Below are 23225 nucleotides of genomic sequence, written 5' to 3'. Positions count from 1 at the left end.
TCTAGCTGAGCCAACCAAAAACGTGGATGCCCGGGACAAGCCCGGGCATGACGAAGAGAGGAGACCATGACATGAAACGCGAAGACCTCACCGAAAAGCTGCTCGACATCAAGCGCGAGAAGGGCTGGAGCTGGAAGCACATCTGCGAGCAGATCGGCGGCTATTCCGAAGTGCTGATCACAGGCGCCATCCTCGGCCAGATGAAGCTGACGAAACCGCAGGCCGCCAATGCGCAGGAGCTGTTCGGCCTGTCGAAATCCGAGACCGCGATGCTCAACGAGGTGCCGATGCGCGGCACCGGCACGCCGATGCCGCCGACCGATCCTTTGATCTATCGCTTCTACGAAATGGTGATGGTCAACAGCCCGGCGTGGAAGGCGCTGATCGAGGAAGAGTTCGGCGACGGCATCATGTCGGCGATCGACTTCGACATGACGATGGAGCGCGTCGCCAATCCCAAGGGCGATCGCGTCAAGATTACGATGTCGGGCAAATTCCTTCCCTTCAAATATTACGGCGCGAGCGGCAACGTGCCGGAATATGGTTTCAAGGAAGAGTGAGTTTTTCCGACGTCATTCCGGACGGCGCGCAGCGACGATCCGGAATCTCGAGATTCCGGGTTCGTGCTTTGCACGCCCCGGAATGACGTCGGGAGGCGGGCTACCTGAACGCTTCACGCACCTCCTTCACCGGCGCCATGTCGCGGACAAAGGTGAAGGCACCGCGATCCTTCATCTCGCGGGCGCTGCGCAGGAACGCGGCCAGTGCGTGACGCTCCATCGCACCGCCGACGCTGATGCGCTTGACGCCGGCGGCGGACAGCTGATCGACCGTCAAGGTCGGGTCGGCAAAGCCCATCACCAGGTTGAACGGCTTGTCGATCGACGACACCACCGTGCGGATGGTGTCGATGTCGTACAGACCGGGCGAATACAACACGTCGGCGCCGGCGGCTTCAAAGGCCTGCAATCGCTTGATGGTGTCATCGAGATCCTTACGTCCCCACAGAAAATTCTCCGCCCGCGCCGTCAGCATGAACGGGAACGGCAACGCGCGCGTGGCCTCGACCGCCGCCTGAACCCGCTCGACCGCGAGCGAGAAATCGTAGATCGGATGCTGCGGATTGCCGGTCGAATCCTCGATCGAGCCGCCGACGGCGCCGGCTTCCGCCGCGCGCGCGATCGCCTTCGCCGCCGTCTTCGGATCATCAGCGCCGCAATTCTCCAGATCGGCGTTGACCGGCAGGTCGGTGGCGTCAGCGATCACCCGGCAATTCTCGATGATGGCATCGAGGCTGACGGTCGCGCGGCCCAGCGTGTTGGCGAGTCCGAGGCTGGTGGTTGCGAGTGCCTCGTAGCCCATGGCAGCGAGCAGCTTCGCCGTTCCGGCGTCCCATGGATTGGGAATGATGAAGGCGCCGGATCGCCGATGCAACTCGCGAAACCGTGCCGCCTTGTCTGCCTGGGTGCGCATGTGAAGCTCCTGTGTGTCTCGGATTCGTGTGCGTGAGCGATAGGGTGGTTTCATCCATCAGACAAATTTGTTATTCCTCTCGATACCATCAGCTTTATGCATGAGGTCCGGGATGGACAGCGACGCGCTCAATACGTTCCTGGTCGTGCACCGGCGCGGCGGTATCTCGAACGCCGCGAAGGCGCTGCACCGCTCGCAGCCGGCGATCTCGCGACGGATCGCGCTGCTGGAGCAGGAGCTCGGCGTGCCCTTGTTCGAGCGGATCGCGGGCAAGACCAGGCTGAGCGACGCGGGGCGGGTGATGGTGCCCTATGCCGAACGCGCGGTGGCGGCGGCGCAGGACGCCGAAAACGCGGTGCGGGCACTGTCGCGCGACAATTCCGGGCCGGTTGCGCTTGCAGTGACGGGGACGCTCGCCGGAGCGCAGCTCTCCAGGGTGCTGAAGCGCTTTGCGCGCCAGTATCCCGATGTGCAACTGACGCTGCGCACCGCGACCAGCGGCGAGGTCAGCGACCTGATCCGGCGCGGCGAGGCGACGATCGGCCTGCGCTACAATAGCGATGGTTCACACGATCTGGATTGCGAAAGGCTGTTTGCCGAGCCGCTTCAGGTGGTCTGCGCGCCGGATCATCCGCAGGCCGGGCGCCGTGTCGGCAAGCTTGCCGATCTGCGGGCGGAGCGTTGGATTGCCTTTCCGGAGGTACCGGGACGCCGCGAGATCGCGGCTTCGCATGTGTTTGCGCTGTTCCTGACGCAGGGGATGGGTGAGGTTGACTGGACGCCGGTCGACAGCCTCACCGCGCAGAAACGTCTTGTCGAAGCCGGGCTCGGGATCGCGCTGCTGGCGCAGAGCCATGCGGCGGAGGAGATCCGCTCGTCCGCCATCGCGACGATTCGCGTCGGCGATCTGACCGCCAGTCACGATGTCGTCGCGGTGACACGGCGCGGCGGTTTCCTGAGCGCAGCGTCGCGCCGCCTGCTCGAGGTCATTCGTCGTGAATTTTCAAAGACGCGAATGGCGAAATAACGAATCGAATGCCGCTATTCGCCATTTGCTACACCCCATTCGCCAGGCGTTACGTCCCCGCCTTGACCTGGGCCACGGCCTGGGCGAGCAGTTCGTCCATCTTGGCGCGGATTTCGCGTTCGGTGACGGCCTGGCCCTTGGCGGTGAGATCCTTCAACACCTTGTGCAGGACGTCATTGTCGCCGGCTTCCTCGAAGTCGGCGGCGACCACGTCCTTGGCGTAGGCGTTGGCGGCATCGCCTGACATGCGGAGCTTCTCGGCGGCCCATAGGCCAAGCAGCTTGTTGCGGCGGGCTTCGGCCTTGAATTTCTGCTCCTCGTCGAGGGCGAATTTCTTCTCGAAACCTTCCTCGCGCTTGTCGAATGTGGTCATGGCCTGAAGTTCCGATCCCCTGCTGAATAGAGGGCCGCCGCGCCGTTGCGGCAGCCCCGATGCCTGCCTAGATAGGGGGCAAGAATCGGCAACACAACGAGCCGTTAAGCCGCAGGCAAAACACACGGAATCGGCCCTTTACGATAGGGCGCGGATAAGTGCCCCCCATGAGGCCGTATCGATTGTGCTCGATGGGCCAATCGGATAGGTTGCCTGAAGGCTCGGTTCTTGTTCTGTTTCCGGTTGGAGTATCAGGTTCCAGGCCTCCGCGGCAGCTCCGTCGTGGGTCGCAACCCAAAGTCATCCGGAGCACCCAGATTCATGGATTTCAACAAAACACGGTACATCCCAATGAGCCGTCGACGCCGCATTTATGAAGGCAAGGCCAAGGTGCTTTACGAAGGTCCGGAGCCGGGAACCCTGATCCAGCACTTCAAGGACGATGCGACCGCGTTCAACAAGCAGAAACATCAGGTGATCGAGGGCAAGGGCGTCCTCAACAACCGGATTTCGGAGTACCTGTTTCAGCACCTCAACGACATCGGGGTGCCGACCCACTTCATCCGCCGCCTCAACATGCGCGAGCAGCTGATTCGCGAGGTCGAGATCGTGCCGCTCGAGGTGGTGGTGCGGAACGTCGCCGCCGGATCGCTGTCGCAGCGCCTCGGCATCGAGGAAGGCACCCAGCTGCCGCGCTCGATCATCGAGTTCTATTACAAGAACGACCAGCTCAACGACCCCATGGTATCGGAAGAGCACATCACCGCGTTCGGCTGGGCCACGCCGCAGGAAATCGACGACATCATGGCGCTCGCCATCCGCGTCAACGACTTCCTGACCGGATTGTTCTTGGGCATCGGCATCCGCCTCGTCGACTTCAAGATGGAATGCGGTCGCCTGTTCGAGAACGAGATGATGCGGATCATCGTCGCCGACGAGATCTCGCCGGACTCCTGCCGTCTGTGGGATATCAAGTCGAACGAGAAGCTCGACAAGGACCGTTTCCGCAGGGATCTCGGTGGGCTTCTTGAAGCCTATACCGAAGTGGCGAAGCGGCTCGGCATTCTCATGGAAAACGAGCGGCCGGCCGGCACCGGCCCGGTGCTGGTGAAGAGCTAAAAGAGGCTGACGTGAAGGCACGTGTGACCGTTACACTGAAGTCGGGCATCCTCGATCCGCAAGGCAAGGCGATCGAGGGTGCTCTGAAATCGCTCGGCGTCGATGGCGTCGCCAGCGTCCGCCAGGGCAAGGTGTTCGACATCGAACTGGCCGACACCGACAAGGCCAAGGCGGAAGCCGCGCTGAAGGCGGCCGCCGATAAGCTCTTGGCGAATACCGTGATCGAGAATTACCGGGTGGAAGTTCTGAGCTGATCGAGCGAGCCAAATGATAACAGCCGCTCCCGCTTTTCCCGGCAGCAACCGCGCTTCCGTCCGATCGTTGTTGCTTGCCCTGCTGGCGGCTGCCGGTGTCGGCGGTGCTTCGGCTCAATCGCTACCGGCGCCACCGTCCGCGACGCAGTCGCCGCTGGTTGCGGTTAAGGGGTGGCGTTACGAACGCCGCGGCGCCGACATGCACATTTTCCACTGCGAACAAGCGAACTGCAGTGCGGGTTCGAAGGTCAGCTATCGGTTGTATGCCGCCGACAATCCGATGACCTTGCAGCAGTTCCGCGAGAGCCAGGACCAGATCGTCAAGGCGTTGCAGCAGCGGACGCCAGGGCAGCGGATCACCATTCTCGGCGTTGATGGTGACAAGGGCACGGCAGCGCCGCGAATGTTTCGGGCCAGGCGCCTGACGGTGACGCCCGACGGTGTCAGCGAGTATCAGGTCAATGGCCTGCTGTTCGGGAAGCAAGCCTCCGCCAGCCTGATCAGTTCGGCGCACGACGAGAAGGCCAGCAATGACAATTACGCAAAATTCATGCTTGTTCTAGCGCCCAAGATCCGGTGATCCCATGAAATCAGCCGTCCTCGTTTTCCCCGGCATCAATCGCGAGCGCGACATGGCGCGCGCATTGAAGCTTGCTTCCGGCAACGAGACCGCGATGGTCTGGCACGCCGACACGGCGCTGCCCAAAGGCACCGATCTCGTGGTGGTGCCGGGCGGCTTCTCCTATGGCGACTATCTGCGCTGCGGCGCGATCGCAGCGCGGGCGCCTGTGATGGACGCGGTGCGCGACCACGCGGCCAAAGGCGGCCTCGTGCTCGGCGTCTGCAACGGTTTCCAGATCCTGTGCGAGTCCGGCCTGCTGCCCGGCGTTCTCATGCGCAATGCGCAGCTCAAATTCGTTTGCCGCGACGTGCACATGAAGGTCGAGCGCTCCGACACGCCGTTCACCCGCGGCTACAATGCCGGCCAGGTAATCCGCGTGCCGGTCGCCCATGGCGAGGGCAATTACGAGGCGGATGAGGAAACGCTGACGCGTCTCGAAGGCGAGGGGCGAGTGCTCTATCGCTATTGCTCGGCCGAAGGCGTGGTCGACGAGAGCTCCAACTTTAACGGTGCCGCGCATTCGATCGCCGGCATCGTCAACGAGCGCGGCAACGTGCTCGGCATGATGCCGCATCCGGAAAATCACGTCGAAGAGATCATGGGCTGCACCGACGGCCGTGGCCTGTTCGCGGGTCTCGTCCAGCACCTGGAAAAAGCGGCCTGACGATCATAGCGTTTTCGAGGCTGCACCCGGCGCCAACGAGTTCGCGCCGGATGTGCTGCAGCAACTCGTCGGGCGCGATGTCGCGAAATACCGGACTGCTGGCGGACGACCAGAAGTAGCTCTCCTGATACAGGCGACCCTTGCCGCCTTGAACCTGCCGGGTTCTGTCCGACACCAACCCCACGTTACTGCTTTGCGCTTTCACGAACTCTTCACGCTGAGACAGCCGGCCTAACAACCGGGGATTGTCTTGGCGCATCTGACGCGATATCACGGAAACGATTTGAAATGATCGGTTCGCATCGCTGGAATTCGCTATGCCCGTCGCATTGGTCGTTCTGCTGCTCGACATCTCGCTGATCTATCACGCATCGCGCACCGGGCGCCTGCAGCCCTGGGCCTTCATCATCCTGATGGTGCCGCTGATCGGCGCGCTTGCCTACATCGTCGTCGAGCTGATCCCGGAATGGTGGGGCGGCCCGGGCGCCGCGCTGGCACGCAAGCGCGTCGCCAATCGGTTCGATCCGGAGAAGCAGTATCGCGAATTGTCCGACCGGCTCGCGACGTCGGATACGATCGCCAACCGCGCGGCGCTTGCCGCCGAGTGCCAGACTGTCGGCCGCTTCGACGAGGCCGAGCACCATTACGACCATATCATGCGGCTGCCGCTGGGCGACAATCCGGCCTATGCGCTCGCCAAGGCGCAGGCCCAGTTCGACCGTAAGCGCGCCGCCGATGCGTTGGCAACGCTCGATGCCTTGCGCGAGCGCTGGCCGGATTTCGAATCTGCCGAGGGGCATCTGCTCTATGCCCGCGCGCTCGCCGAGATCGGCCGGGTCGACGAAGCGCTGGAGGAATATCACGCGGTCTCGCAGTATTTTCCCGGTGCGGAGGCACGGGTCCGCTACGGCTTGTTGCTGCAGCTGGTCGGCCGGACCTCCGAGGCGCGCATGGTGTTCAACGAATTGCTGATCCAGATGCGGCGCGCGCCGAGATATCTGAGGAACGCCCAGGCCGAGTGGCTTTCGATCGCCGAGAAGCAGTTGTCGGCTTGACCACGCTACCGGTTTCGCAATCGGTCGAGTGCGCGTTTGGCGACGTCACCCATCCCGCAAAATTCCTGCTGACGCAAAATGATCGCTACGACGCGGAGGCGTCAACCGCCTTCCGTTTCACCCGCTTGATGGTGCCGGAGAAGGTGAGCAGTATCCGCGTATCAGCACGGAGCGTGCCGCGCAGGAAGATCAGCGACCCGCCGGCACGCGTCACCTCGCCGTCGCATTCGACCAGCTCGCCTTCGCGGGCTGCGTCGAGGAATTCACACGAGAATCCCACGGTGACGCCGGACCCCTGCAGCTCGGACTTTGCGAGCGCGAACAGGCAGTAGTCCGCAAACGTCATGAAGCAGCCGCCATGGACATTGCCGGAGCCGTTGAGGTGCTTCTTGGCCACCCGGAAGGCGCATCTGACCCGGCCATTCTCGTCGACCTGGTGGTAGAAGGGCCCGGAATGGGTCTCGAAATTGTCGCGCCGCCAGGTGCGCCAGCCGGCGAATTCGCCCTCGGTTTCGATGTGAATACCGTAATTGTCGAGGGATGCAGTTTGGGACAGGTCGTTCACGACGTCAGGGCCTTCAATTCAGGGGTTTCGGTCCTTAAATCCGATCTATCCCCGTTGTGCAAATGCCATGCCCGCGGCCAGCTGCCGCAAAGCTCTGGACAGGCCGGAAATGCCGCCTAAAAGGCCTTTTCGCCCCCGTTCGATCTACCTATTAAGGGTCCCATGAACGAGCCCAAGAACGCGTCCAAGAACGAGCCCCAGATCACCCCCGAACTCGTCGCTGCCCACGGGCTGAAGCCGGACGAGTATGAGCGCATCCTGAAGCTGATCGGGCGGGTCCCGACCTTCACGGAGCTCGGGATCTTCTCGGCGATGTGGAACGAGCACTGCTCGTACAAATCCTCGCGCATCCACCTCAAGGGGCTGCCGACCAAGGCGCCCTGGGTGATCCAGGGCCCGGGCGAGAATGCCGGCGTGATCGATATCGGCGACGGCCAGGCGGTGGTCTTCAAGATGGAGAGCCACAACCATCCGAGCTACATCGAGCCCTACCAGGGCGCGACCACCGGCGTCGGCGGCATCTTGCGCGACGTCTTCACCATGGGCGCGCGGCCGATCGCCTGCCTCAACGCGCTGAGCTTTGGCGCGCCGGAGCATTCCAAGACCCGGCATCTGATGTCCGGCGTGGTGGCCGGCGTCGGCGGCTACGGCAATTCCTTCGGCGTCCCGACGGTCGGCGGCCAGGTGCGCTTCCACACCCGCTATGACGGCAATATCCTGGTCAATGCGATGGCGGTGGGCCTCGCCGACACCGACAAGATCTTCTATGCGGCGGCGTCCGGCGTGAACATGCCGATCGTCTATCTCGGCTCCAAGACCGGCCGCGACGGCATCCATGGCGCCTCGATGGCCTCGGCCGAATTCGACGATGCGTCCGAAGAGAAGCGCCCGACCGTGCAGGTCGGCGATCCCTTCGCTGAGAAGCTGCTGCTCGAAGCCTGCCTCGAGATCATGGCCGCCGATTGCGTGGTCGCGATCCAGGACATGGGCGCCGCGGGCCTGACCTGCTCGGCAGTCGAGATGGGCGCCAAGGGCGACCTCGGCGTCGACCTTAACCTCGACGCGGTGCCGACCCGCGAGACCGGCATGAGCGCCTACGAGATGATGCTCTCGGAGAGCCAGGAGCGCATGCTCATGGTGCTCAAGCCCGAGAAGGAGAAGGAGGCCGAGGCGATCTTCCGCAAATGGGGGCTCGATTTCGCGATCGTCGGCTACACCACGCCGACCAAGCGCTTCGTCGTCAAGCATGGCGGCGACGTGATGGCCGACCTGCCGATCAAGGAGCTCGGCGACGAGGCGCCGCTCTACGACCGGCCGCATGTCGCCTCCAACGCGCAAGCCGTGATCCGCGCCCAGGACGTGAAGCCGCCGCTCGGCATTGCACAGGCGCTGGAAAAGCTGATCGGCACGCCCGAACTCGGCTCGAAGCGCTGGGTGTGGGAGCAGTACGACCACGTCATCCTCGGCAATACCGTGCAGCGGCCCGGCGGCGATGCCGCGGTCGTTCGCATCGAGGATGGGCCGAAGGGCCTTGCGCTCACCGTCGACGTCACGCCGCGCTATTGCGAGGCCGATCCGTTCGAGGGCGGCAAGCAGGCGGTGGCGGAAGCCTGGCGCAACATCACCGCGGTCGGCGGCCGGCCGCTTGCGATCACCGACAATCTCAATTTTGGCAATCCAGAAAGGCCCGAGATCATGGGCCAGTTCGTCGGCTGCCTGAAGGGTATTGCGGAAGCCTGCATCGCGCTGGACTTCCCGGTCGTCTCCGGCAACGTCTCGCTCTACAACGAGACCAACGGCCGCGGCATCCTGCCGACGCCCTCGATCGGCGGCGTCGGCGTGCTCGACGATTTCTCCAAGTCGGCGACGCTGGCGTTCAAGGCAGGCGGCGAGGCGATTCTGCTGGTCGGCGATACGCAAGGCTGGCTCGGCCAGTCGGTTTACTTGCGCGACATCTGCGGCCGCGAGGAGGGCGCTCCGCCGCCGGTCGATCTCGCCGCCGAGAAGCGCAATGGCGACGTCATCCGCGGCATGATCCGCGCCGGCACCGCGACCGCGGTCCATGACGTCTCCGATGGCGGTCTGCTGATCGCGCTCGCCGAGATGGCGATCGCAAGCGGCATTGGCGCGCAACTTCTGGCGGCGCCATCTTCGATCGTGCCGCATGCCTATTGGTTCGGCGAGGACCAGGCGCGCTACATCGTCACCGTACCGGCGGCGGACGCCGGGCTCGTGCTGGCGAAGATGAAGGGCGCGGGCGTGCCCTGCGCGCGCATCGGCACCACCGGTGGTGATGCGATCGCGGTCGCCGGCGAGCCCCAGGTCGCGGTCGACGACCTGTCTCGCGCCTTCGAACACTGGCTGCCGAACTATATGCGCGGCGCCGCCGCCTGATCCGACAGGATCAGGCGCTGCGCCACGAAGGGAAGCCGACCGCTATCTTCCGCCGCGAATGGCGCGCCATGCGAAAATGATGACGCAGGCGCCGATAAAGCCGGTCACGAGATAGCCGATCCAGCCTCCGCCGAGCGATACGCCAAGCAGACCCAGCAGGAAGTTGGCGAGCGCGGCGCCGACGATGCCGAGGATGATGTTCATCAGAATGCCGGTGCCGGTCTTCATGAACATCTCGGCAAGCCAGCCGGCCAGTCCGCCGACGATGATTGCGGCGATCCAGCCAATTGAAGGGTCGTTCATCTCAGCCTCCACGAGATCAATCAATCCGGCCAGCATAGCCCAGAATCGCCTGCCGGCATGTGACCAAAGTCAGGTTGCCGGCATATTGTCGGCCGGGCTTCGGTGGCCGCTCCGGGTGGCGCGGCTGGAGCAGCGAAGCGTAACGGATGTCCGCGGCATCGCCGCGCAGACTACAGCACGTGCTTCGCGCCGGGGATCTTGCGCAGCGCCGCCGTGACGGCCCAGCTCAGGACCACCGTGGCAAAGAACGCGATCGCGGCCTTTGCAATCGCCGGCAGCTCGAAGTCGAACAGCCAGTATTGCAGCCACAGCACGATCGGATAGTGCACCAGGAATATGCCATAGGCATCTCCCTGCATGCGGTCGAGCAGGGTGGGGCCCGGCGACTTGGATTGCAGGAAGTAGGCCAGGATCGCGAACAGGATCGAGGCGCTGAACAGCACGAAGAAGGCACCATAGATCGCCAGATACCAGGACGGCAGCGGATCGGGGTTACCGATGATCTCGCGCTTGATGTAGATCATGACCCACATCAAGGCATAGGGAATCAGCGTGATGGTCGTCCAGAACCAGCGGCGCTCGGTCAGCCGCCCGTGTGCGCTGAGCAGGCCGTCCTCGAAGTTTGCCACGCCAATGCCCGCACCGATGAAGAAGTATGCAGCATAGAGCAGCACGCGGCTTGCCTGCACCGAAAACGGTCCGAACTCGAACCAGTAATTCTGGCCATAATAGACGAGCATCGGAATGTAGACGATGGCGCTGGCCACAACGAGGAACAGCCAGAATTTCGAAGGACGTTCAAATCCCTTCAGCGACAGCCGGTTGATCGGATCGAGCAACTTCGACGACACCCGGTAGAGCAGGCTCGCGGTCACGTCGAAGCACATCAAGACCCAGACGAACCAGACCGGGCCACTCGGCCACGGCCCGACGGTCACGGTTTTCCACCAGAATTCGGAGAAGGTCAGTCCCGGCGTCGCGCGCAACGCGATCGCGTAATAGGCCAGCGGGATCACCGTGACGGCGCAGATCGCAAACGGCAGGCCGAGCCGTAGCAGCCGGTCGCGCAGGAAAATCAGCCACGGCTTGTGGCCGAGCCCCGGCCACACGAACAGCCCCGATAGAAAGAAGAACATCGCCATGAAGAAGCTGTCGGTGGCGAGCACGACGCAATCGAAGCCGATCCAGGACGTCGGATCGGTGTGCCCGAAATAGGTGTAGGGGATCACCGCGTGGTGCAGCAGCACGACCAGCGTCAGGAACGTCCGCGCGCGGTCCAGCGACACGTTGCGCGAACGCGCCTTCGGTGTTGCGTGGATGTCGACCGTGGCCGGAGCCACGTGAGCAATCGATTTCATGATGTCCCCGGCCGGTTGCGTGGCCGGATGTTGCAATTGGGAACCGGATTCAGCAAGGCCCAATTGCCTCGATTCCGTGGTGTCGAGGTCGGTCATCTCTGCGTATCTGTTTCATTTCTGGAACTGGGGTCGGGGGCGGGCGTTACCCGCGGGCGTTATCTAGACGACTGGCGGACGCGCGGGCGCGCGCGGCTTTGAGGAGCAAGCGATGACAATTCTGAAATGGGCGTTGATCTTTCTCGTTGTATCGATCATCGCGGGCTTGCTCGGCTTCACCGGCATTTCAGCAGCCTCCGCCGACATCGCGCGCTTCCTGTTCTACGTCTTTGTCGTGATCTTCCTGGTGCTGCTGATCCTTGGGCTGACGATATTCAGGGCGTGACGATGCGATGCGCCAAACAACGCCGTCATTCCCGGGCGATGCGTCAGCATCGAACCCGGAATCTCGAGATTCCGGGTTCGCTTCGCGCCCCGGAATGACGAGTGCTTGGCCTTACGCCACTTCCTCGATCTTCACCTTGTCCGGATAGAACGCCAGATGGCCCGTGATCTCGGTCATGGCCGGGAACGGTGTTTCATAGGTCCAGATCGCGTTATCCAGCGTCTTGCCGTTGGCCTTGATGCTGTAATAGCTCGCGTCGCCCTTGTAGGGGCAATGCGTGGTCCGCTCGGTGCGGGCCAGAAGCGCCATGTTGGCGTCCTGGCGCGGCAGATATTGCACGGCCGGATAGCTCGCTTCCTTCAAGGTCAGCGCATGGGTCGTCTCGGCGATGACGACGCCATCGGCGGTGACGCGGATGCGCTTGGGATTGGCTGTGATGGTGATCGGATGGTCGGGACCGGGGAGCTTCATGGTTGTTCTGCGCCTTTTGTGGTCATTTCGGCGTGATGGCTTGTGACCGATTGATGCAGGTTTAAATCGCTGGGAATGGGCATATAGTATCTGCCGGGATGACCTAGAAGACCGCAGGCGCTAGGTTTTGCCGTCACGGCCGCGCGAGCCGGCCGTGATTCGATGGCGGCGCGAGCCGCCCTGGTACGAAGTCGGCGCGAGCCGCCCTGATACGAAGTCGGCGTAAGCCGCTCCGATTCGAAGCGACCTGATGGAGGTGAATTGGGATGCCGATGGACGCCCGCGATATCGAATCGATGATCAAGGCAGCGATCCCGGATGCCGAGGTGACGATCCGCGATCTGGCCGGCGACGGCGACCACTATGCGGCGACGGTCATTTCCGCCTCCTTCCGCGGCAAATCCCGCGTCCAGCAGCACCAGATCGTCTATCAGTCGCTGAAGGGCCAGATGGGCGGCGTGCTGCATGCGCTGGCCCTGCAGACCGGCGTGCCGGAAGCCTAGGCCCGGCAACCGGGCGTGGCCTGATCGATGGCAGACAATCCGCGCGGCGCGATGTTTCGGGTCATCGTGCCGGACCAGCACAGCCGCGTCACCAATGCCGAGCTGCTGTTCGATCTCGTCTTCGTCTTCGCCGTCACGCAGCTGTCGCACACGCTGCTGAACCATTTCACTCCGCTGGGAGCGGTGCAGGTCACGCTGCTGTTCCTCGCGGTGTGGTGGGTGTGGGTCTACACCACCTGGGTCACCAACTGGCTCAACCCCGATCTGACGCCGGTTCGGCTCCTGCTGTTCGTGCTGATGCTGGGCGGGCTCGTGCTGTCGACCTCGATCCCGACGGCGTTCGACGGGCGGGGGCTGTGGTTTGCCGTGACCTATGCGGTCATGCAGGTCGGGCGGACCCTGTTCTGGCTGCTGGCGACGCCGCCCCACCGCACGGCGGTCCGCCACAACGCGATCCGGATCCTGGCCTGGCTATCCTGTTCGGCCGTGCTCTGGATATCAGGCGGCTTGGCCGAGGGGCAAACCCGCCTCTGGCTTTGGATCGCAGCGGTGACGATCGAATATGCCGCGCCGGCGCTGCGGTTCTGGACGCCGAAGCTCGGGTTTTCCTCGATGCAGGCCTGGTCGGTCGAGGGCGGGCACATGGCCGAGCGCTGCGCAGGCTTCATCATCATCGCGCTCGGCGAGGCCATCGTCGTCGACGGCGCGACCTTCGCCGACCTGACCTGGACGCCCGAGAATGTGGCCGCGTTCTTGTCGGCCCTGGTCGGCTCCATCGCGATGTGGTGGATCTATTTCCACAAGGGCGCCGAGGCCGGCGCCGAGATGATCTCGAAATCGGCCGAATCCGGGCGCGTGGCGCGGATCGCCTATACCTATCTGCACATGCCGATCATCGGCGGGATCATCCTGACAGCGGTCGCCGACGAATTGGTGCTGAAGCATCCGGCCGGCCATTCCGATCTCAAGACGATCGTGAGTTCGATCGGCGGTCCCTTGCTGTTCCTGGTCGGGACCATCCTGTTCAAGCACGTGATCCGCAACTTCCTGCAGCTCTCGCATGGCGTCGGCATCGTTGCGCTCGCGGTCACAGCCTATTTTGCAAGCGAGATGTCGCCCCTGCTACTGTCGATCGTCACGACCGCGATCATGATTGTCGTCGCCGCATGGGAATCGATTTCGCTGCGGTCGCCAGCGGAGGAGTAGTTCCCACGATCCGCCTCACGTGCGTCCGGCCGTCGCCACCCGATGCTGCCAGTACACGAACAGCGGAGCGCCGATCAGCTCGAGCGCGGTGAAACCCACGAACGGAATTGGCGGCGAGCCGACAACCAGGATCGAGAGCAATCTGCCGACGCCTCCCAGGAAGATGGCTCCCCAGATCACGCGGAACATGACGGTCTGACTTTCGATGCGCGGAGTCAGCCAGAGCAGCGAAAGGCCGAGGCCAAGCCACACTCCGCCGAAGAAGCGGAGATTGCTGTCCAGCACCGGTAGCGCTGGAACGCCCGCCGATGCGTAAAGCGGATCGCTCACGCCCAGCATGGTGATCACGCCGGTCACGGTCGGCACCAGGGCAAGCACGGCTGTCGTGATCTGCAGCGCTCGCTTGCCCATGACCGTTTTCCGATCTCGCCGGTCCGGCCTTACTCTGCCGTCAGCGCATGCACCGAGAACATCCCCGCCGGATCGGTCCAGCTTTCCCGCACCTGCCAGCCGGAGCTGCGCGCCAGCGCGGTGAAGCGTTCGAGCGAGTATTTGTAGCTGTTCTCGGTGTGGATGCTCTCGCCGGGGCGGAACGCGAAGCTGTTGCCGAGGATGCGCACGGTCTGCGCCTTGCGGCTGATCAGGTGCATCTCGATGCGATGCCGATCGCGGTTGTAGATCGAGCGGTGGGTGAATCCCGAGAGGTCGAAATTGCCGCCGAGCTCGCGGTTGATACGAACCAGCACATTGAGATTGAAGCGCGCCGTGACGCCGGACGCATCATTGTAGGCGTCGTACAGCACGCGCTCGTCCTTTTCGAGGTCGACGCCGATGATCATCTGCGCGCCATCTCCCAGGATCTTGCGCGCACTGCGCAGGAAGGCGGCCGCCTCTTGCGGCTCGAAATTGCCGAGCGTCGAGCCTGGAAAGAAGCCGACTTTCGGCATGCCGGCGACGGCTTCGGGCAGGGCGAATGGCGTGGTGAAATCAGCGGCGACCGGATAAATGCCGAGATCGGGGAAATCCTTGCGCAGGCCGTCGGCCTGGGCTTTGAGGAAATCGCCGGAGATATCGACCGGCACATAGGCGCCAAATTCGCAGTGCTCGAGCAGCAGCCGCACCTTGGTGGTCGCGCCGGCGCCAAATTCGACCAAGGCAGCTCCGTCCGGGATGATCGCGGCGATTTCGTCACCGCGATCGCGCAGGATGCCGAGCTCGGTCCGCGTCGGATAATACTCCGGTAGCACCGTGATCTGCTCGAACAGCTCCGAGCCCGCAGCGTCGTAGAAATATTTTGGCGACAGCCGTTTTGGGTGACGGGCGAGATCGCCGATCACGTCGCCGGCGAACACCGAGGTCGCTTCGTCGAACGGATACGCTTTGGCCAAAGCGGCGGCATGCACATTCATGTTACTCTCCTGAACGCGCTTTCCGGCGCGCTATTGATGTCGACAGGGATCAATCAGGCGTAATCGGCGAGGCGTAACCCCGTGAATTGCCAGCGGTGGAACGGATAGAAGAAATTGCGATAGGTGACACGGCTGTGACCGGCCGGCGTCGCCAGCGAGGAGCCGCGCAGCACCAGCTGGTTGACCATGAACTTGCCGTTGTACTCGCCGAGCGCGCCCGGAATCGCGCGGTAACCGGGATAGGGCGAGTAGGAGCTGCGGGTCCATTGCCAGACGACGCCGTAGGCATCGTTGAGCTGGCCGGCGCGGGCCGCAACCTCCCATTCCATCTCGGTCGGCAGATGCTTGCCGGCCCAGCGGGCAAAGGCGTCGGCTTCATAATAGCTGACATGGCACACGGGGGCCGACGGATCGATCGGCTGCAGGCCGCCCAGCGTCATGATCTTCCATTCGCCGTCGACCTCGCGCCAATGGCCGGGCGCCTGCCAGCCCTCGTTGCTGGCGGCGGCAAAGCCATCCATCAGCCACAGCGTCGCGGTCGAATAACCGCCGTCCTTCATGAAGGCCAGCCATTCGGCATTGGTAACGAGATTCTTCGCAAGTTTGACCGGGCCGACCAGGGCGCGATGCGCGGGCTTCTCGTTGTCGAAATGGAAGCTGTCGTCGGCGTGCCCGACAGAGTGGATGCCTTCGTTCAGCGTGAGCCATTGTTCGCCGCCGCGATGAGATGCCGGGAAGCGCCACGCCGGATCGTAGGCCGGCGGGATCGGGTTTTGCGCGAAGGCGTGCAGGATATCGGTGAACATCAGCTCCTGATGCTGCTGCTCATGATTGAGGCCGACCTCGACGAGCGGCACAAGCTCGTGAAGTTTTTCCTCTCCCGCGCTCTGGAAGAATTTGACCACCTCGGCGTCGACATGGCGGCGGTAGGCGGTGACTTCGTCGGCCGTCGGGCGGGTCAGATGGCCGCGCTGGTGGCGGGCGTGCCGCGGACCGGCGCTGACGTAATAGGAATTGAAGAGATAGGCATAGTCGGGGTGGAACGGGGCGTAGCCGTCGACGTGCTCGCCGAGCAGAAACTGCTCGAAGAACCAGGTGGTATGGGCGCGGTGCCACTTCGCGGGGCTCGCATCCGGCATCGACTGGATCAACTGGTCTTCCGGCGACAGCGGCGCGACCCGGCGCTCGGTCTCGTCGCGGACCGCAAGGTAGGAATCCACCAGCCGCTGGGCCAAAGACCCGGATTCGGAAAACAGCGACAGGGGAGCGTTGGCAATGGCGGCCGCGGCGGAGGCTGGCTTCGTCACGATGGTCTCCGGTTCTTGGGGAGAACGTTGGTTCAGCGGACTGGTTCCCGACGGATAGTTCGTCCTAGATGGGGGCTCCGTTACGGGAAAAAAGCCTCCCCGGCGATGATATTGGCGCCATCAGACTACGAGCCGCGCTCTTGGGGGCGCGTCCGGCGTCTGCCGCATGCCTGATTTCCGGCCATTTTGCTTTGGATGCACAATGGTTTGGGGTACATATATGACAGGTCATGGGTTAGACAGGGCGGGCCGGCCCGTAAGGCTTGAGAGCGCCGCCCCACAAGGAAGCGAAAATGAGCATCGAGCAATTTATCGACAACGAAGTGAAGTCGAACGACGTCGTGCTGTTCATGAAGGGCACGCCGCAATTCCCGCAATGCGGGTTTTCCGGTCAGGTCGTGCAGATCCTCGACCACATCGGTGTCGGCTATAAGGGCCTCAACGTTCTCGAATCGGCCGAGCTGCGCAACGGCATCAAGACCTTTTCGAACTGGCCGACGATTCCGCAGCTCTATGTGAAGGGCGAGTTCGTCGGCGGTTGCGACATCATCCGCGAGATGTTCCAGGCCGGTGAGTTGCAGCAGCTGTTCGCTGACAAGGGCGTTCCGGTCGACGCCACGGCCTGACCTTGACGGCGCGCCAGATCGGCCAGGCGCGGCTTGACGTCATCGTTGCCGACATCACGACCCTGCGCGTTGACGTAATCGTCAACGCCGCCAATTCGTCGCTTCTGGGCGGCGGAGGGGTGGACGGCGCGATCCACCGTGCCGCAGGACCGGATCTGGTGGCCGAATGTCGTATGCTTCACGGTTGCAAGACCGGCAACGCCAAGATCACCAAAGGCTATCGACTGCCTGCCAAGTACGTGATCCACACGGTCGGCCCCGTATGGAATGGCGGCAAGCTCGGCGAGGACGATCTGCTTGCGTCCTGCTATCACCGCTCCATGGAGCTTTGCGAAAAGCACGGGCTCGCGTCGGTTGCCTTCCCTGCGATCTCCACCGGCATCTATCGTTTCCCCGCAGATCGCGCGGCTGCAATTGCGGTCAGGACGGTCGTCGAGGCTCTAACGGCAACGCCTGCGATCGGTCAGGTCATTTTCTGCTGCTTTTCCGCCCCCAGCGCCGAATTGCATCAGGAGGCATTGGATGCCTTTGGCAGCCCTTGTGCCTGATGGCGCTGCCGCTACACTTCCTCGTGATGTCCGGGAGGGATTGATGAATTCATTTCGATTGTTGTGCGGGGCTGTGGCCGGCGCGGCGTTGCTGGCGGCATCGCCGGCGCTCACTCACACTGAGGGTACCTACGAAATTCCGGCGGGCGCGCATTTCAACCAGGACAAGCTCGCCAGGATCTCGGAATTCTTCAAGGACCAGGTGGCGACCGGCAAGATCGCCGGGGCGATCGTTCTGATCCAGCAGCACGGCAAGCCAGTCTACCACGAATCCTTTGGCGTGCAGGACGTGGTCAGCAAGGCGCCGATCACTGACAAGACCATCTTCCGCCTCGCCTCGATGAGCAAGTCGATCAGCGCCGTCGCGTCGATGCAGCTGCTCGAGGAGGGCAAGTACAAGCTCGATGATCCCGTTTCGAAATACATTCCGTCCTTCGCCGATGTGAAGGTCGGCGTCGAGAAGAAGGCCGAGGACGGCACCAAGACGCTCGAACTGGTGCCGCCGAAGCGGCCAATGACGATTCTCGATTTGATGACGCATACGTCGGGCGTGACCTACGGCTTCTATGGCGACAGCCTGGTGCGCAAGGCCTATCGCGAGGCCAACATCTATGGCGGCGATTTCGACCTCGCCGAATTTGCCGAGCGCATCGCCAAGCTGCCGTTGCACAATCAGCCCGGCGGGCTCTGGCAGTACGGCCACTCCACCGACATTCTGGCGCGGATAATGGAAGTCACGACCGGTGAGAAGCTTTCGACGATCGAGCGCAAGAATCTGCTCGATCCGCTCGGCATGACGGACACCGGCTTCTTCGTCACCGATCCCGAGAAGCAGAAGCTGATGGCCGAGCCGCTGCCGACCGACAGCGATTTCCGTGTCGGTCGGGTCAACGATCCGACCAAGGTCAAGAAGTGGGAATCGGCCAGCGGTGGCATGGTCTCGACCATGGCCGACTATTCGCGCTTCGCCCAGATGCTGCTCAATGGTGGTACCTTCGAGGGCAAGACCATCTTGAAGCCCGAGACTTTCAAGGAATTGGCGACCGACCGCGTCGGCCCGGGATCGGGGGTCGAGCGCGACAGCTTCTATTTCCCCGGCGACGGCTTCGGCTTCGGGCTCGGCATTGCGGTCCGCACCGATCCCGGCAACGCGAAGCCGCCGCCGCCCGGTGACCTCGGCGAACTGAAGTGGGACGGCGCAAGCGGCTGCTATTACGTGATTGACCGCAAGCAGGACATGTTCTTCATCCTGATGGAGCAAACACCGAGCCAGCGCCAGCCCATCCAGGTGAAGTTGAAGCAGTTGATCTATGAAGCGATGGAGAATTGATCCGTTCGGGCGCCGCGCCTTCGCCGCGGCGCTGGTCCTGCTGTTCGGCGCGATCGGTGCGAAAGCAGGCGAGGAGCGTGCCGCGCATGATCTTTCGCCGGAAGGATTGGCGAAAGTCTCCGATTACATCAGGAACGAGATCGCGACCGGCAAGATTCCCGGTGCGATCCTGTTGCTGCAGCAGCACGGCAAGCCGGTCTATTACGAGAATTTCGGCGTTCGCGATGTCGCAACCGAACTCTCGATGAGCGCGGACACCATCTTCCGTCTCTATTCGATGTCGAAGCCGATCACCGCTGTCATGGCGATGATGCTGGTCGAGGAGGGCAAGCTCCGCCTGGACGACCCGGTCTCGAAATACATCCCGGCGTTCGCCGACATGAAGGTCGGCGTCGAGAAACACGGCGAGGACGGCAAGGTCGCGCTGGCGCTGGAGCCGCTGAAGCGGCCCATCATGGTCGAGGATCTGATGCGCCAAACCGCCGGGCTGCCCTATGGCTATTATGGCGGCGGTGAGGTGAACAAGGTCTACGCCGATGCCCATCTCTCCCACAGCGACGATCTCACCAATGCCGAATTTGCGGCGAAGGTCACCACACTGCCGCTCGCGGAACAGCCCGGCACGCTATGGGATTACGGCCACGGCATCGACATTCTCGGCCGTGTGATCGAGGTGATCACTGGGAAATCGCTGTTTCAATTCGAGAAGGAGCGGCTGCTCGGTCCGCTCGGAATGAACGACACCGCGTTCTACGTCGCCGATCCCACGAAATGGCCGCGCATTGCCGAACCGATGCCGAATGACCGCGCGATCGGTCAGGTCACGCAGGTGCGCGATCCCAGGAAGCCGCTGAAATTGCAATCCGGTGGCGGCGGGATGGTCGGCACCGTCGGCGACTATGCGCGCTTCGCGCAGATGCTTTTGAACGGTGGCCTCTATGAGGGCCGGCGCTATCTGAAGCCGGACACCATCGCGCTGATGGCGTCGGACCATATCGGTCCCGAAACCGGGATTGCGCGTGATCAGAACTACTACCCCGGTCCGAATTCGGGTTACGGCCTCAGCTTCGCGGTCCGCACCTCGGTGCCGGAAGGCACCTCCTGGCCGCTTGGCGAGTATCGTTGGGACGGCGTCGGCGGCACCTTCTTCTTTATCGATCCCGAGGATGATCTGCTCGGGATTCTTCTGGTGCAGACACCGTCGCAGCGCGGCCGGATCCAGCAGGAATTGAAGACGCTGATCTACCGGGCGATGGGGCGCTGAGCGCCCATTCGGTCATTTCGTAGCCCGGATGGAGCGCAGCGAAATCCGGGGTTCGTGCCCTCGGTGGGATTTCCCCGGATTACGCTTCGCTCCATCCGGGCTACGGGAATCTAGGCCCCGCGCACGATCTCCCTGACGTGGCCGATCGTCTCCTCGATCATCGCGGCCGTCACGTCGAGATGGGTGCAGGCCCTGATGCGGCCGTCCATCATCGCCAGCATCACGCCGCGCTTGCGCAGCTCGGCGACCATCCTGTCGCCGGGCACGCCGGCGCCATCGGGCCTGAAGAAGACCAGGTTGGTCTCGGGCGCCTGAACCTCGATGCCGTCGATCTGCGACAGCCCGCGCGCCAGCGCGCGCGCATTGGCATGGTCGTCCGCAAGGCGGTCGACGTGATGGTCGAGCGCGTAAACGCAGGCGGCGGCGGCGACGCCCGACTGTCGCATCGAGCCGCCGAGCCGCTGCTTCCAGCGCCAGACGTCGTCGATAAAGGCGCGGGTGCCGGCGATGGCGCCGCCGATCGGGGCGCCCAGCCCCTTGGAGAAGTCGATCCAGGCGGAATCCCAGCCCGCCGTCATGTCGCGCGGCGAAATGCCTGATGCGACGGTGGCGTTCAAGAGCCGCGCGCCGTCCATGTGGGTGGCAAGGCCATGGGCCTTGGCCGTTGTCACGATCTCATCCAGCGCGGCCTTGTTCCAGATCGTGCCGCCGCCGATATTGGCGGTCTGCTCCACGCTGACCAGGACCTGCGGCGGCTGATAGCGGGTGCGCGGATGCAGCGCGGCGCGGAAGGTCTCCGGCGTGAACTGCCCGTCGTCGCCTGGCAGTGGCGTGATCTGGAAGCCGCCGAGCGCTGCATGGGCGCCGCCCTCGCGCGCGATGATATGCGCGGTTGCATGCGCCAGGATCTCGTCGCCGGGGCGGCAGTAGGCCAGGGTCGCGGCGACATTGCACATCGTGCCCGACGGCATGAACACGGCGGCTTCCTTGCCGAGCAACTCGGCGACGCGGGCGTTGAGCAGATTGGTGGTCGGATCGTCGCCGACCTGCTCGTCGCCGACCTCCGCGCGCGCCATCGCCTCGCGCATCGCCGGCGTCGGTTTGGTCTGCGTGTCCGACAGCAAATTGATGCGGACGGGCGGGGCTTTCGGATCGGGCAGGGCAGGAGTGTAAAACATGATGGGTCTCTCGGGCTGGGCGCGCGGTGACTTTAGCCAAACAAAAAGGCCCCGGCAAAACCGGGGCCCTTGATATCTCGCAATGCTGCAATGATCAGCGCGAATAGAATTCGACGATCAGATGCGGCTCCATCTGCACCGGGAACGGCACGTCGGTCAGCGCCGGGACGCGGACGAACTTCGCGGTCATCTTGCCGTGATCGACCTCGAGGAAATCGGGCACGTCGCGCTCGGGCAGCTGGGCGGCTTCCAGCACCGGCGTCAGCTGCTTGGAGGATTCCTTGACCTCGATGGCGTCGCCGATCTTCAGCTTGTAGCTGCCGATGTTGACCTTGCGGCCGTTCACCTTGACGTGGCCGTGGTTGATGAACTGGCGCGCGGCGAACATCGTGGCGACGAACTTGGAGCGATAGACCACGGTGTCGAGACGGCGCTCCAGGAGGCCGATCAGGTTCTCGCCGGTGTCGCCCTTCATGCGGCCGGCCTCGACATAGATGCCGTGGAACTGGCGCTCGGAAATGTTGGCGTAGTAACCCTTGAGCTTCTGCTTGGCGCGGAGCTGCACGCCGAAGTCGGAGAGCTTGCCCTTGCGGCGCTGGCCGTGCTGGCCGGGGCCGTATTCGCGGCGGTTCACCGGGCTCTTCGGGCGGCCCCAGATATTCTGGCCCATACGGCGATCGATCTTGTACTTCGCCTCACTGCGCTTTGTCATCGCGTCCTCTTTCAGGTTTCAGGTTTTGAGGAAACGCGCCCTCCTGTGCACCGGCGATGAGGCCGATGCCGACAGGTCCGCCTCGAAGCTCGAGGAAAACCACGGGTCGCGAAACGCATCGCGGGCCGAAACCGGCCCGCGAGCAAGCGGGGTTCTAGGGAGAAAGCGCCGTCCTGTCAAACGAAACGACCGGCTTTTTTGGCCGATTTGGCATCAAAACCGGCCATTTCGACGCATCAAGGCCGCTTTACGACGGACAGGACCGGCCGAGGCTCGGTTTGCGGCAGAATCGCGCGCAATTCGGCTGATATCTCGTTGTTCAGCACCTGTTCCAGCCGGGTCAGCGCTTTGGCGATCAGGGCGGCGTCGCAGATCAGATGGTCCCAGCGCAGCACGACATCGACGGTCTGGTCCGGCTTGATCACGCCGTAGCTCAACACGAAGGGCCCCGGGCTCAATGCATGCAGTTCGCCGGGGCCATAGGCCGCGACCGAGGTCACGCCGAAGCTGCCGCAGAAATTGGCGCGCTGCCGGCCAAAATTCATCCCGATCGCCCAGGCCAGCCGGCGCAGCGGTAGCGGCAGGCGGGCCACGCACAATGTCTTGCGGAACGAGGGAATATCCTTCAGCGGCGCGGTCTTGGCGCGCCGGATCGACGCATCGATGTCGGCAAGCGTCATGGCGTCCGGCGCACTGATGCGCTCGAACAGCACGCCGTCCTCGCCATCGACGTCACGGGCAATCGCCACCATGCCGACGCTGCGCGGCAATTCGTAGAGCGCCGGCCACGGCCATTTGACATAGAGCGTGCGCAGCACGGGCTCGTCCCTGGCAACCAGGGCGAATGCCTTGACGAAGATGGCGGCCCAGCCCGGCGGGTGCGCGGCCTGGGCACGGGCCTCGATGATCCCCTGGACGTTCAAGGGACGGATCAGGGAGACGAACGGCACGCGGGCCGACGCATGCATGAGATCAGCGACGAGACGGCGCGGCAGCGATAACTTCCGGCATTTACCGCGCATCCGTTCCGCTCAAATCCCTGCAATCGACAATAAAATCATGCGGCCGGCGCGCCAGATTGA

At 63.4% G+C, this 23225-nt stretch carries 27 protein-coding genes; 15 read left to right on the top strand and 12 right to left on the bottom strand.

Features of this window, described 5'->3' with window-relative positions; translation table 11 throughout:
- The first annotated feature begins 71 nt into the window (after positions 1 to 71).
- Positions 72 to 560: a cyanase gene (gene cynS / locus UP09_RS27735; protein WP_044541517.1), complete on the top strand. Its 489-nt coding sequence runs from the start codon at positions 72 to 74 to the stop codon at positions 558 to 560.
- A gap of 100 nt (positions 561 to 660) precedes the next feature.
- Here cynS and UP09_RS27730 read toward each other — a convergent pair whose 3' ends face one another.
- Positions 661 to 1473: an isocitrate lyase/PEP mutase family protein gene (locus UP09_RS27730; RefSeq protein WP_044541516.1), complete on the bottom strand. Its 813-nt coding sequence runs from the start codon at positions 1471 to 1473 to the stop codon at positions 661 to 663.
- A gap of 112 nt (positions 1474 to 1585) precedes the next feature.
- Between UP09_RS27730 and UP09_RS27725 the strand changes: the two genes are divergently transcribed.
- Positions 1586 to 2500: a LysR family transcriptional regulator gene (locus UP09_RS27725; RefSeq protein ID WP_044541515.1), complete on the top strand. Its 915-nt coding sequence runs from the start codon at positions 1586 to 1588 to the stop codon at positions 2498 to 2500.
- A gap of 49 nt (positions 2501 to 2549) precedes the next feature.
- Here UP09_RS27725 and UP09_RS27720 read toward each other — a convergent pair whose 3' ends face one another.
- A complete protein-coding gene (locus UP09_RS27720) occupies positions 2550 to 2873 on the bottom strand; it encodes a DUF1476 domain-containing protein (protein ID WP_044541514.1) in 324 nt (107 codons plus the stop codon).
- Between the two features lie 351 nt (positions 2874 to 3224).
- Here UP09_RS27720 and purC point away from each other — a divergent pair, with 351 nt between their 5' ends.
- The 5 genes from purC (at position 3225) to UP09_RS27695 (ending at position 6587) form a co-directional block, all read left to right on the top strand.
- Entirely contained in the window at positions 3225 to 3992 is a 768-nt protein-coding gene (purC, locus tag UP09_RS27715; RefSeq protein ID WP_197082751.1) for a phosphoribosylaminoimidazolesuccinocarboxamide synthase, read from the top strand.
- Positions 3993 to 4003: 11 nt separating this feature from the next.
- Positions 4004 to 4246: a phosphoribosylformylglycinamidine synthase subunit PurS gene (purS, locus tag UP09_RS27710; protein ID WP_044541512.1), complete on the top strand. Its 243-nt coding sequence runs from the start codon at positions 4004 to 4006 to the stop codon at positions 4244 to 4246.
- Positions 4247 to 4316: 70 nt separating this feature from the next.
- On the top strand, positions 4317 to 4826 hold the full coding sequence (locus UP09_RS27705) for a hypothetical protein (RefSeq protein ID WP_245302244.1): 510 nt from the start codon (positions 4317 to 4319) through the stop codon (positions 4824 to 4826).
- A gap of 4 nt (positions 4827 to 4830) precedes the next feature.
- Positions 4831 to 5532 (top strand): phosphoribosylformylglycinamidine synthase subunit PurQ, encoded by a 702-nt coding sequence (gene purQ, locus UP09_RS27700; protein ID WP_044541511.1) that lies wholly within the window; start codon positions 4831 to 4833, stop codon positions 5530 to 5532.
- Positions 5533 to 5849: 317 nt separating this feature from the next.
- The gene (locus UP09_RS27695; protein WP_044541510.1) at positions 5850 to 6587 is read left to right on the top strand and encodes a tetratricopeptide repeat protein; all 738 of its coding nucleotides are present in this window, start codon (positions 5850 to 5852) and stop codon (positions 6585 to 6587) included.
- Between the two features lie 85 nt (positions 6588 to 6672).
- Here the strand turns inward: UP09_RS27695 and UP09_RS27690 are convergent, their stop codons facing one another.
- Positions 6673 to 7152, bottom strand: a complete 480-nt coding sequence (locus UP09_RS27690) for a PaaI family thioesterase (protein WP_044541509.1) — start codon at positions 7150 to 7152, stop codon at positions 6673 to 6675.
- Positions 7153 to 7314: 162 nt separating this feature from the next.
- Between UP09_RS27690 and purL the strand changes: the two genes are divergently transcribed.
- On the top strand, positions 7315 to 9546 hold the full coding sequence (gene purL, locus UP09_RS27685; RefSeq protein ID WP_044541508.1) for a phosphoribosylformylglycinamidine synthase subunit PurL: 2232 nt from the start codon (positions 7315 to 7317) through the stop codon (positions 9544 to 9546).
- Between the two features lie 42 nt (positions 9547 to 9588).
- Here the strand turns inward: purL and UP09_RS27680 are convergent, their stop codons facing one another.
- Both UP09_RS27680 and UP09_RS27675 read right to left on the bottom strand, forming a co-directional pair.
- Positions 9589 to 9849 carry a GlsB/YeaQ/YmgE family stress response membrane protein gene (locus UP09_RS27680; protein WP_044541655.1) on the bottom strand — a complete coding sequence of 87 codons (261 nt, stop codon included), beginning with the start codon at positions 9847 to 9849 and terminating at the stop codon, positions 9589 to 9591.
- Between the two features lie 170 nt (positions 9850 to 10019).
- Positions 10020 to 11207: an acyltransferase family protein gene (locus UP09_RS27675; protein ID WP_044541654.1), complete on the bottom strand. Its 1188-nt coding sequence runs from the start codon at positions 11205 to 11207 to the stop codon at positions 10020 to 10022.
- 208 nt (positions 11208 to 11415) lie between these two features.
- Between UP09_RS27675 and UP09_RS37150 the strand changes: the two genes are divergently transcribed.
- Entirely contained in the window at positions 11416 to 11589 is a 174-nt protein-coding gene (locus tag UP09_RS37150; protein ID WP_044541507.1) for a DUF1328 domain-containing protein, read from the top strand.
- Between the two features lie 111 nt (positions 11590 to 11700).
- Here the strand turns inward: UP09_RS37150 and UP09_RS27665 are convergent, their stop codons facing one another.
- A complete protein-coding gene (locus tag UP09_RS27665; protein WP_044541506.1) occupies positions 11701 to 12060 on the bottom strand; it encodes a DUF427 domain-containing protein in 360 nt (119 codons plus the stop codon).
- 266 nt (positions 12061 to 12326) lie between these two features.
- On the opposite strand from UP09_RS27665, the gene UP09_RS27660 reads away from it, so the two are divergent.
- Positions 12327 to 12563, top strand: a complete 237-nt coding sequence (locus UP09_RS27660; protein WP_044541505.1) for a BolA family protein — start codon at positions 12327 to 12329, stop codon at positions 12561 to 12563.
- A 27-nt stretch (positions 12564 to 12590) separates the two neighbouring features.
- Positions 12591 to 13769, top strand: a complete 1179-nt coding sequence (locus tag UP09_RS27655; protein ID WP_044541504.1) for a low temperature requirement protein A — start codon at positions 12591 to 12593, stop codon at positions 13767 to 13769.
- A gap of 15 nt (positions 13770 to 13784) precedes the next feature.
- On the opposite strand, the gene UP09_RS27650 is transcribed toward UP09_RS27655, so the two are convergent.
- Genes UP09_RS27650 through egtB form a run of 3 tightly spaced genes read right to left on the bottom strand, consistent with a single transcriptional unit; the run spans position 13785 to position 16485 of the window.
- Entirely contained in the window at positions 13785 to 14180 is a 396-nt protein-coding gene (locus UP09_RS27650) for a DUF4345 domain-containing protein (protein ID WP_044541502.1), read from the bottom strand.
- Positions 14181 to 14209: 29 nt separating this feature from the next.
- Positions 14210 to 15178, bottom strand: a complete 969-nt coding sequence (gene egtD, locus UP09_RS27645) for an L-histidine N(alpha)-methyltransferase (RefSeq protein ID WP_044541501.1) — start codon at positions 15176 to 15178, stop codon at positions 14210 to 14212.
- Positions 15179 to 15231: 53 nt separating this feature from the next.
- Complete coding sequence (gene egtB, locus UP09_RS27640) at positions 15232 to 16485, bottom strand: ergothioneine biosynthesis protein EgtB (RefSeq protein WP_082070315.1); 1254 nt, start codon at positions 16483 to 16485, stop codon at positions 15232 to 15234.
- Between the two features lie 293 nt (positions 16486 to 16778).
- Here egtB and grxD point away from each other — a divergent pair, with 293 nt between their 5' ends.
- Genes grxD through UP09_RS27620 form a run of 4 tightly spaced genes read left to right on the top strand, consistent with a single transcriptional unit; the run spans position 16779 to position 20253 of the window.
- Positions 16779 to 17111 (top strand): Grx4 family monothiol glutaredoxin, encoded by a 333-nt coding sequence (gene grxD, locus UP09_RS27635; protein WP_044541499.1) that lies wholly within the window; start codon positions 16779 to 16781, stop codon positions 17109 to 17111.
- Between the two features lie 2 nt (positions 17112 to 17113).
- Positions 17114 to 17659: an O-acetyl-ADP-ribose deacetylase gene (locus UP09_RS27630; RefSeq protein WP_502689089.1), complete on the top strand. Its 546-nt coding sequence runs from the start codon at positions 17114 to 17116 to the stop codon at positions 17657 to 17659.
- 43 nt (positions 17660 to 17702) lie between these two features.
- Positions 17703 to 18989, top strand: coding sequence for a serine hydrolase domain-containing protein (locus UP09_RS27625; RefSeq protein ID WP_082070314.1), 1287 nt, complete (start codon positions 17703 to 17705; stop codon positions 18987 to 18989).
- Complete coding sequence (locus UP09_RS27620) at positions 18970 to 20253, top strand: serine hydrolase domain-containing protein (RefSeq protein ID WP_044541497.1); 1284 nt, start codon at positions 18970 to 18972, stop codon at positions 20251 to 20253. Before UP09_RS27625 ends, UP09_RS27620 begins: the two co-directional genes overlap by 20 nt.
- Positions 20254 to 20363: 110 nt before the next feature.
- Here UP09_RS27620 and UP09_RS27615 read toward each other — a convergent pair whose 3' ends face one another.
- The 3 genes from UP09_RS27615 to UP09_RS27605 form a co-directional block, all read right to left on the bottom strand.
- Positions 20364 to 21431: a threonine aldolase family protein gene (locus UP09_RS27615; RefSeq protein ID WP_044541496.1), complete on the bottom strand. Its 1068-nt coding sequence runs from the start codon at positions 21429 to 21431 to the stop codon at positions 20364 to 20366.
- 94 nt (positions 21432 to 21525) lie between these two features.
- On the bottom strand, positions 21526 to 22143 hold the full coding sequence (rpsD, locus tag UP09_RS27610) for a 30S ribosomal protein S4 (protein ID WP_044541495.1): 618 nt from the start codon (positions 22141 to 22143) through the stop codon (positions 21526 to 21528).
- 236 nt (positions 22144 to 22379) lie between these two features.
- Positions 22380 to 23165 (bottom strand): hypothetical protein, encoded by a 786-nt coding sequence (locus UP09_RS27605; RefSeq protein ID WP_044541494.1) that lies wholly within the window; start codon positions 23163 to 23165, stop codon positions 22380 to 22382.
- Positions 23166 to 23225 lie beyond the last annotated feature (60 nt).

Origin of the sequence: Bradyrhizobium sp. LTSP885 (genome assembly GCF_000938305.1) — a bacterium.
In the GTDB taxonomy this organism is placed as follows: Bacteria; Pseudomonadota; Alphaproteobacteria; order Rhizobiales; family Xanthobacteraceae; genus Bradyrhizobium.
This window is presented reverse-complemented; position numbering and strand designations above follow the sequence as displayed.

Bases quoted from the DNA above. Each gene is read 5' to 3' on its own strand.
- purC (WP_197082751.1), top strand. From the start codon at position 3,225: ATGAGCCGTCGACGCCGCATTTATGAAGGCAAGGCCAAGGTGCTTTAC.
- UP09_RS27675 (WP_044541654.1), bottom strand. From the start codon at position 11,207: ATGAAATCGATTGCTCACGTGGCTCCGGCCACGGTCGACATCCACGCA.
- UP09_RS27615 (WP_044541496.1), bottom strand. From the start codon at position 21,431: ATGTTTTACACTCCTGCCCTGCCCGATCCGAAAGCCCCGCCCGTCCGC.
- UP09_RS27605 (WP_044541494.1), bottom strand. From the start codon at position 23,165: ATGCGCGGTAAATGCCGGAAGTTATCGCTGCCGCGCCGTCTCGTCGCT.
- cynS (WP_044541517.1), top strand. From the start codon at position 72: ATGAAACGCGAAGACCTCACCGAAAAGCTGCTCGACATCAAGCGCGAG.
- UP09_RS27720 (WP_044541514.1), bottom strand. From the start codon at position 2,873: ATGACCACATTCGACAAGCGCGAGGAAGGTTTCGAGAAGAAATTCGCC.
- rpsD (WP_044541495.1), bottom strand. From the start codon at position 22,143: ATGACAAAGCGCAGTGAGGCGAAGTACAAGATCGATCGCCGTATGGGC.
- UP09_RS27660 (WP_044541505.1), top strand. From the start codon at position 12,327: ATGCCGATGGACGCCCGCGATATCGAATCGATGATCAAGGCAGCGATC.
- UP09_RS27620 (WP_044541497.1), top strand. From the start codon at position 18,970: ATGAAGCGATGGAGAATTGATCCGTTCGGGCGCCGCGCCTTCGCCGCG.
- UP09_RS27680 (WP_044541655.1), bottom strand. From the start codon at position 9,849: ATGAACGACCCTTCAATTGGCTGGATCGCCGCAATCATCGTCGGCGGA.
- UP09_RS27650 (WP_044541502.1), bottom strand. From the start codon at position 14,180: ATGGGCAAGCGAGCGCTGCAGATCACGACAGCCGTGCTTGCCCTGGTG.
- UP09_RS27730 (WP_044541516.1), bottom strand. From the start codon at position 1,473: ATGCGCACCCAGGCAGACAAGGCGGCACGGTTTCGCGAGTTGCATCGG.
- UP09_RS27625 (WP_082070314.1), top strand. From the start codon at position 17,703: ATGAATTCATTTCGATTGTTGTGCGGGGCTGTGGCCGGCGCGGCGTTG.
- UP09_RS27695 (WP_044541510.1), top strand. From the start codon at position 5,850: ATGCCCGTCGCATTGGTCGTTCTGCTGCTCGACATCTCGCTGATCTAT.
- UP09_RS27665 (WP_044541506.1), bottom strand. From the start codon at position 12,060: ATGAAGCTCCCCGGTCCCGACCATCCGATCACCATCACAGCCAATCCC.
- purL (WP_044541508.1), top strand. From the start codon at position 7,315: ATGAACGAGCCCAAGAACGCGTCCAAGAACGAGCCCCAGATCACCCCC.
- grxD (WP_044541499.1), top strand. From the start codon at position 16,779: ATGAGCATCGAGCAATTTATCGACAACGAAGTGAAGTCGAACGACGTC.
- purQ (WP_044541511.1), top strand. From the start codon at position 4,831: ATGAAATCAGCCGTCCTCGTTTTCCCCGGCATCAATCGCGAGCGCGAC.
- UP09_RS37150 (WP_044541507.1), top strand. From the start codon at position 11,416: ATGACAATTCTGAAATGGGCGTTGATCTTTCTCGTTGTATCGATCATC.
- UP09_RS27655 (WP_044541504.1), top strand. From the start codon at position 12,591: ATGGCAGACAATCCGCGCGGCGCGATGTTTCGGGTCATCGTGCCGGAC.
- egtD (WP_044541501.1), bottom strand. From the start codon at position 15,178: ATGAATGTGCATGCCGCCGCTTTGGCCAAAGCGTATCCGTTCGACGAA.
- UP09_RS27725 (WP_044541515.1), top strand. From the start codon at position 1,586: ATGGACAGCGACGCGCTCAATACGTTCCTGGTCGTGCACCGGCGCGGC.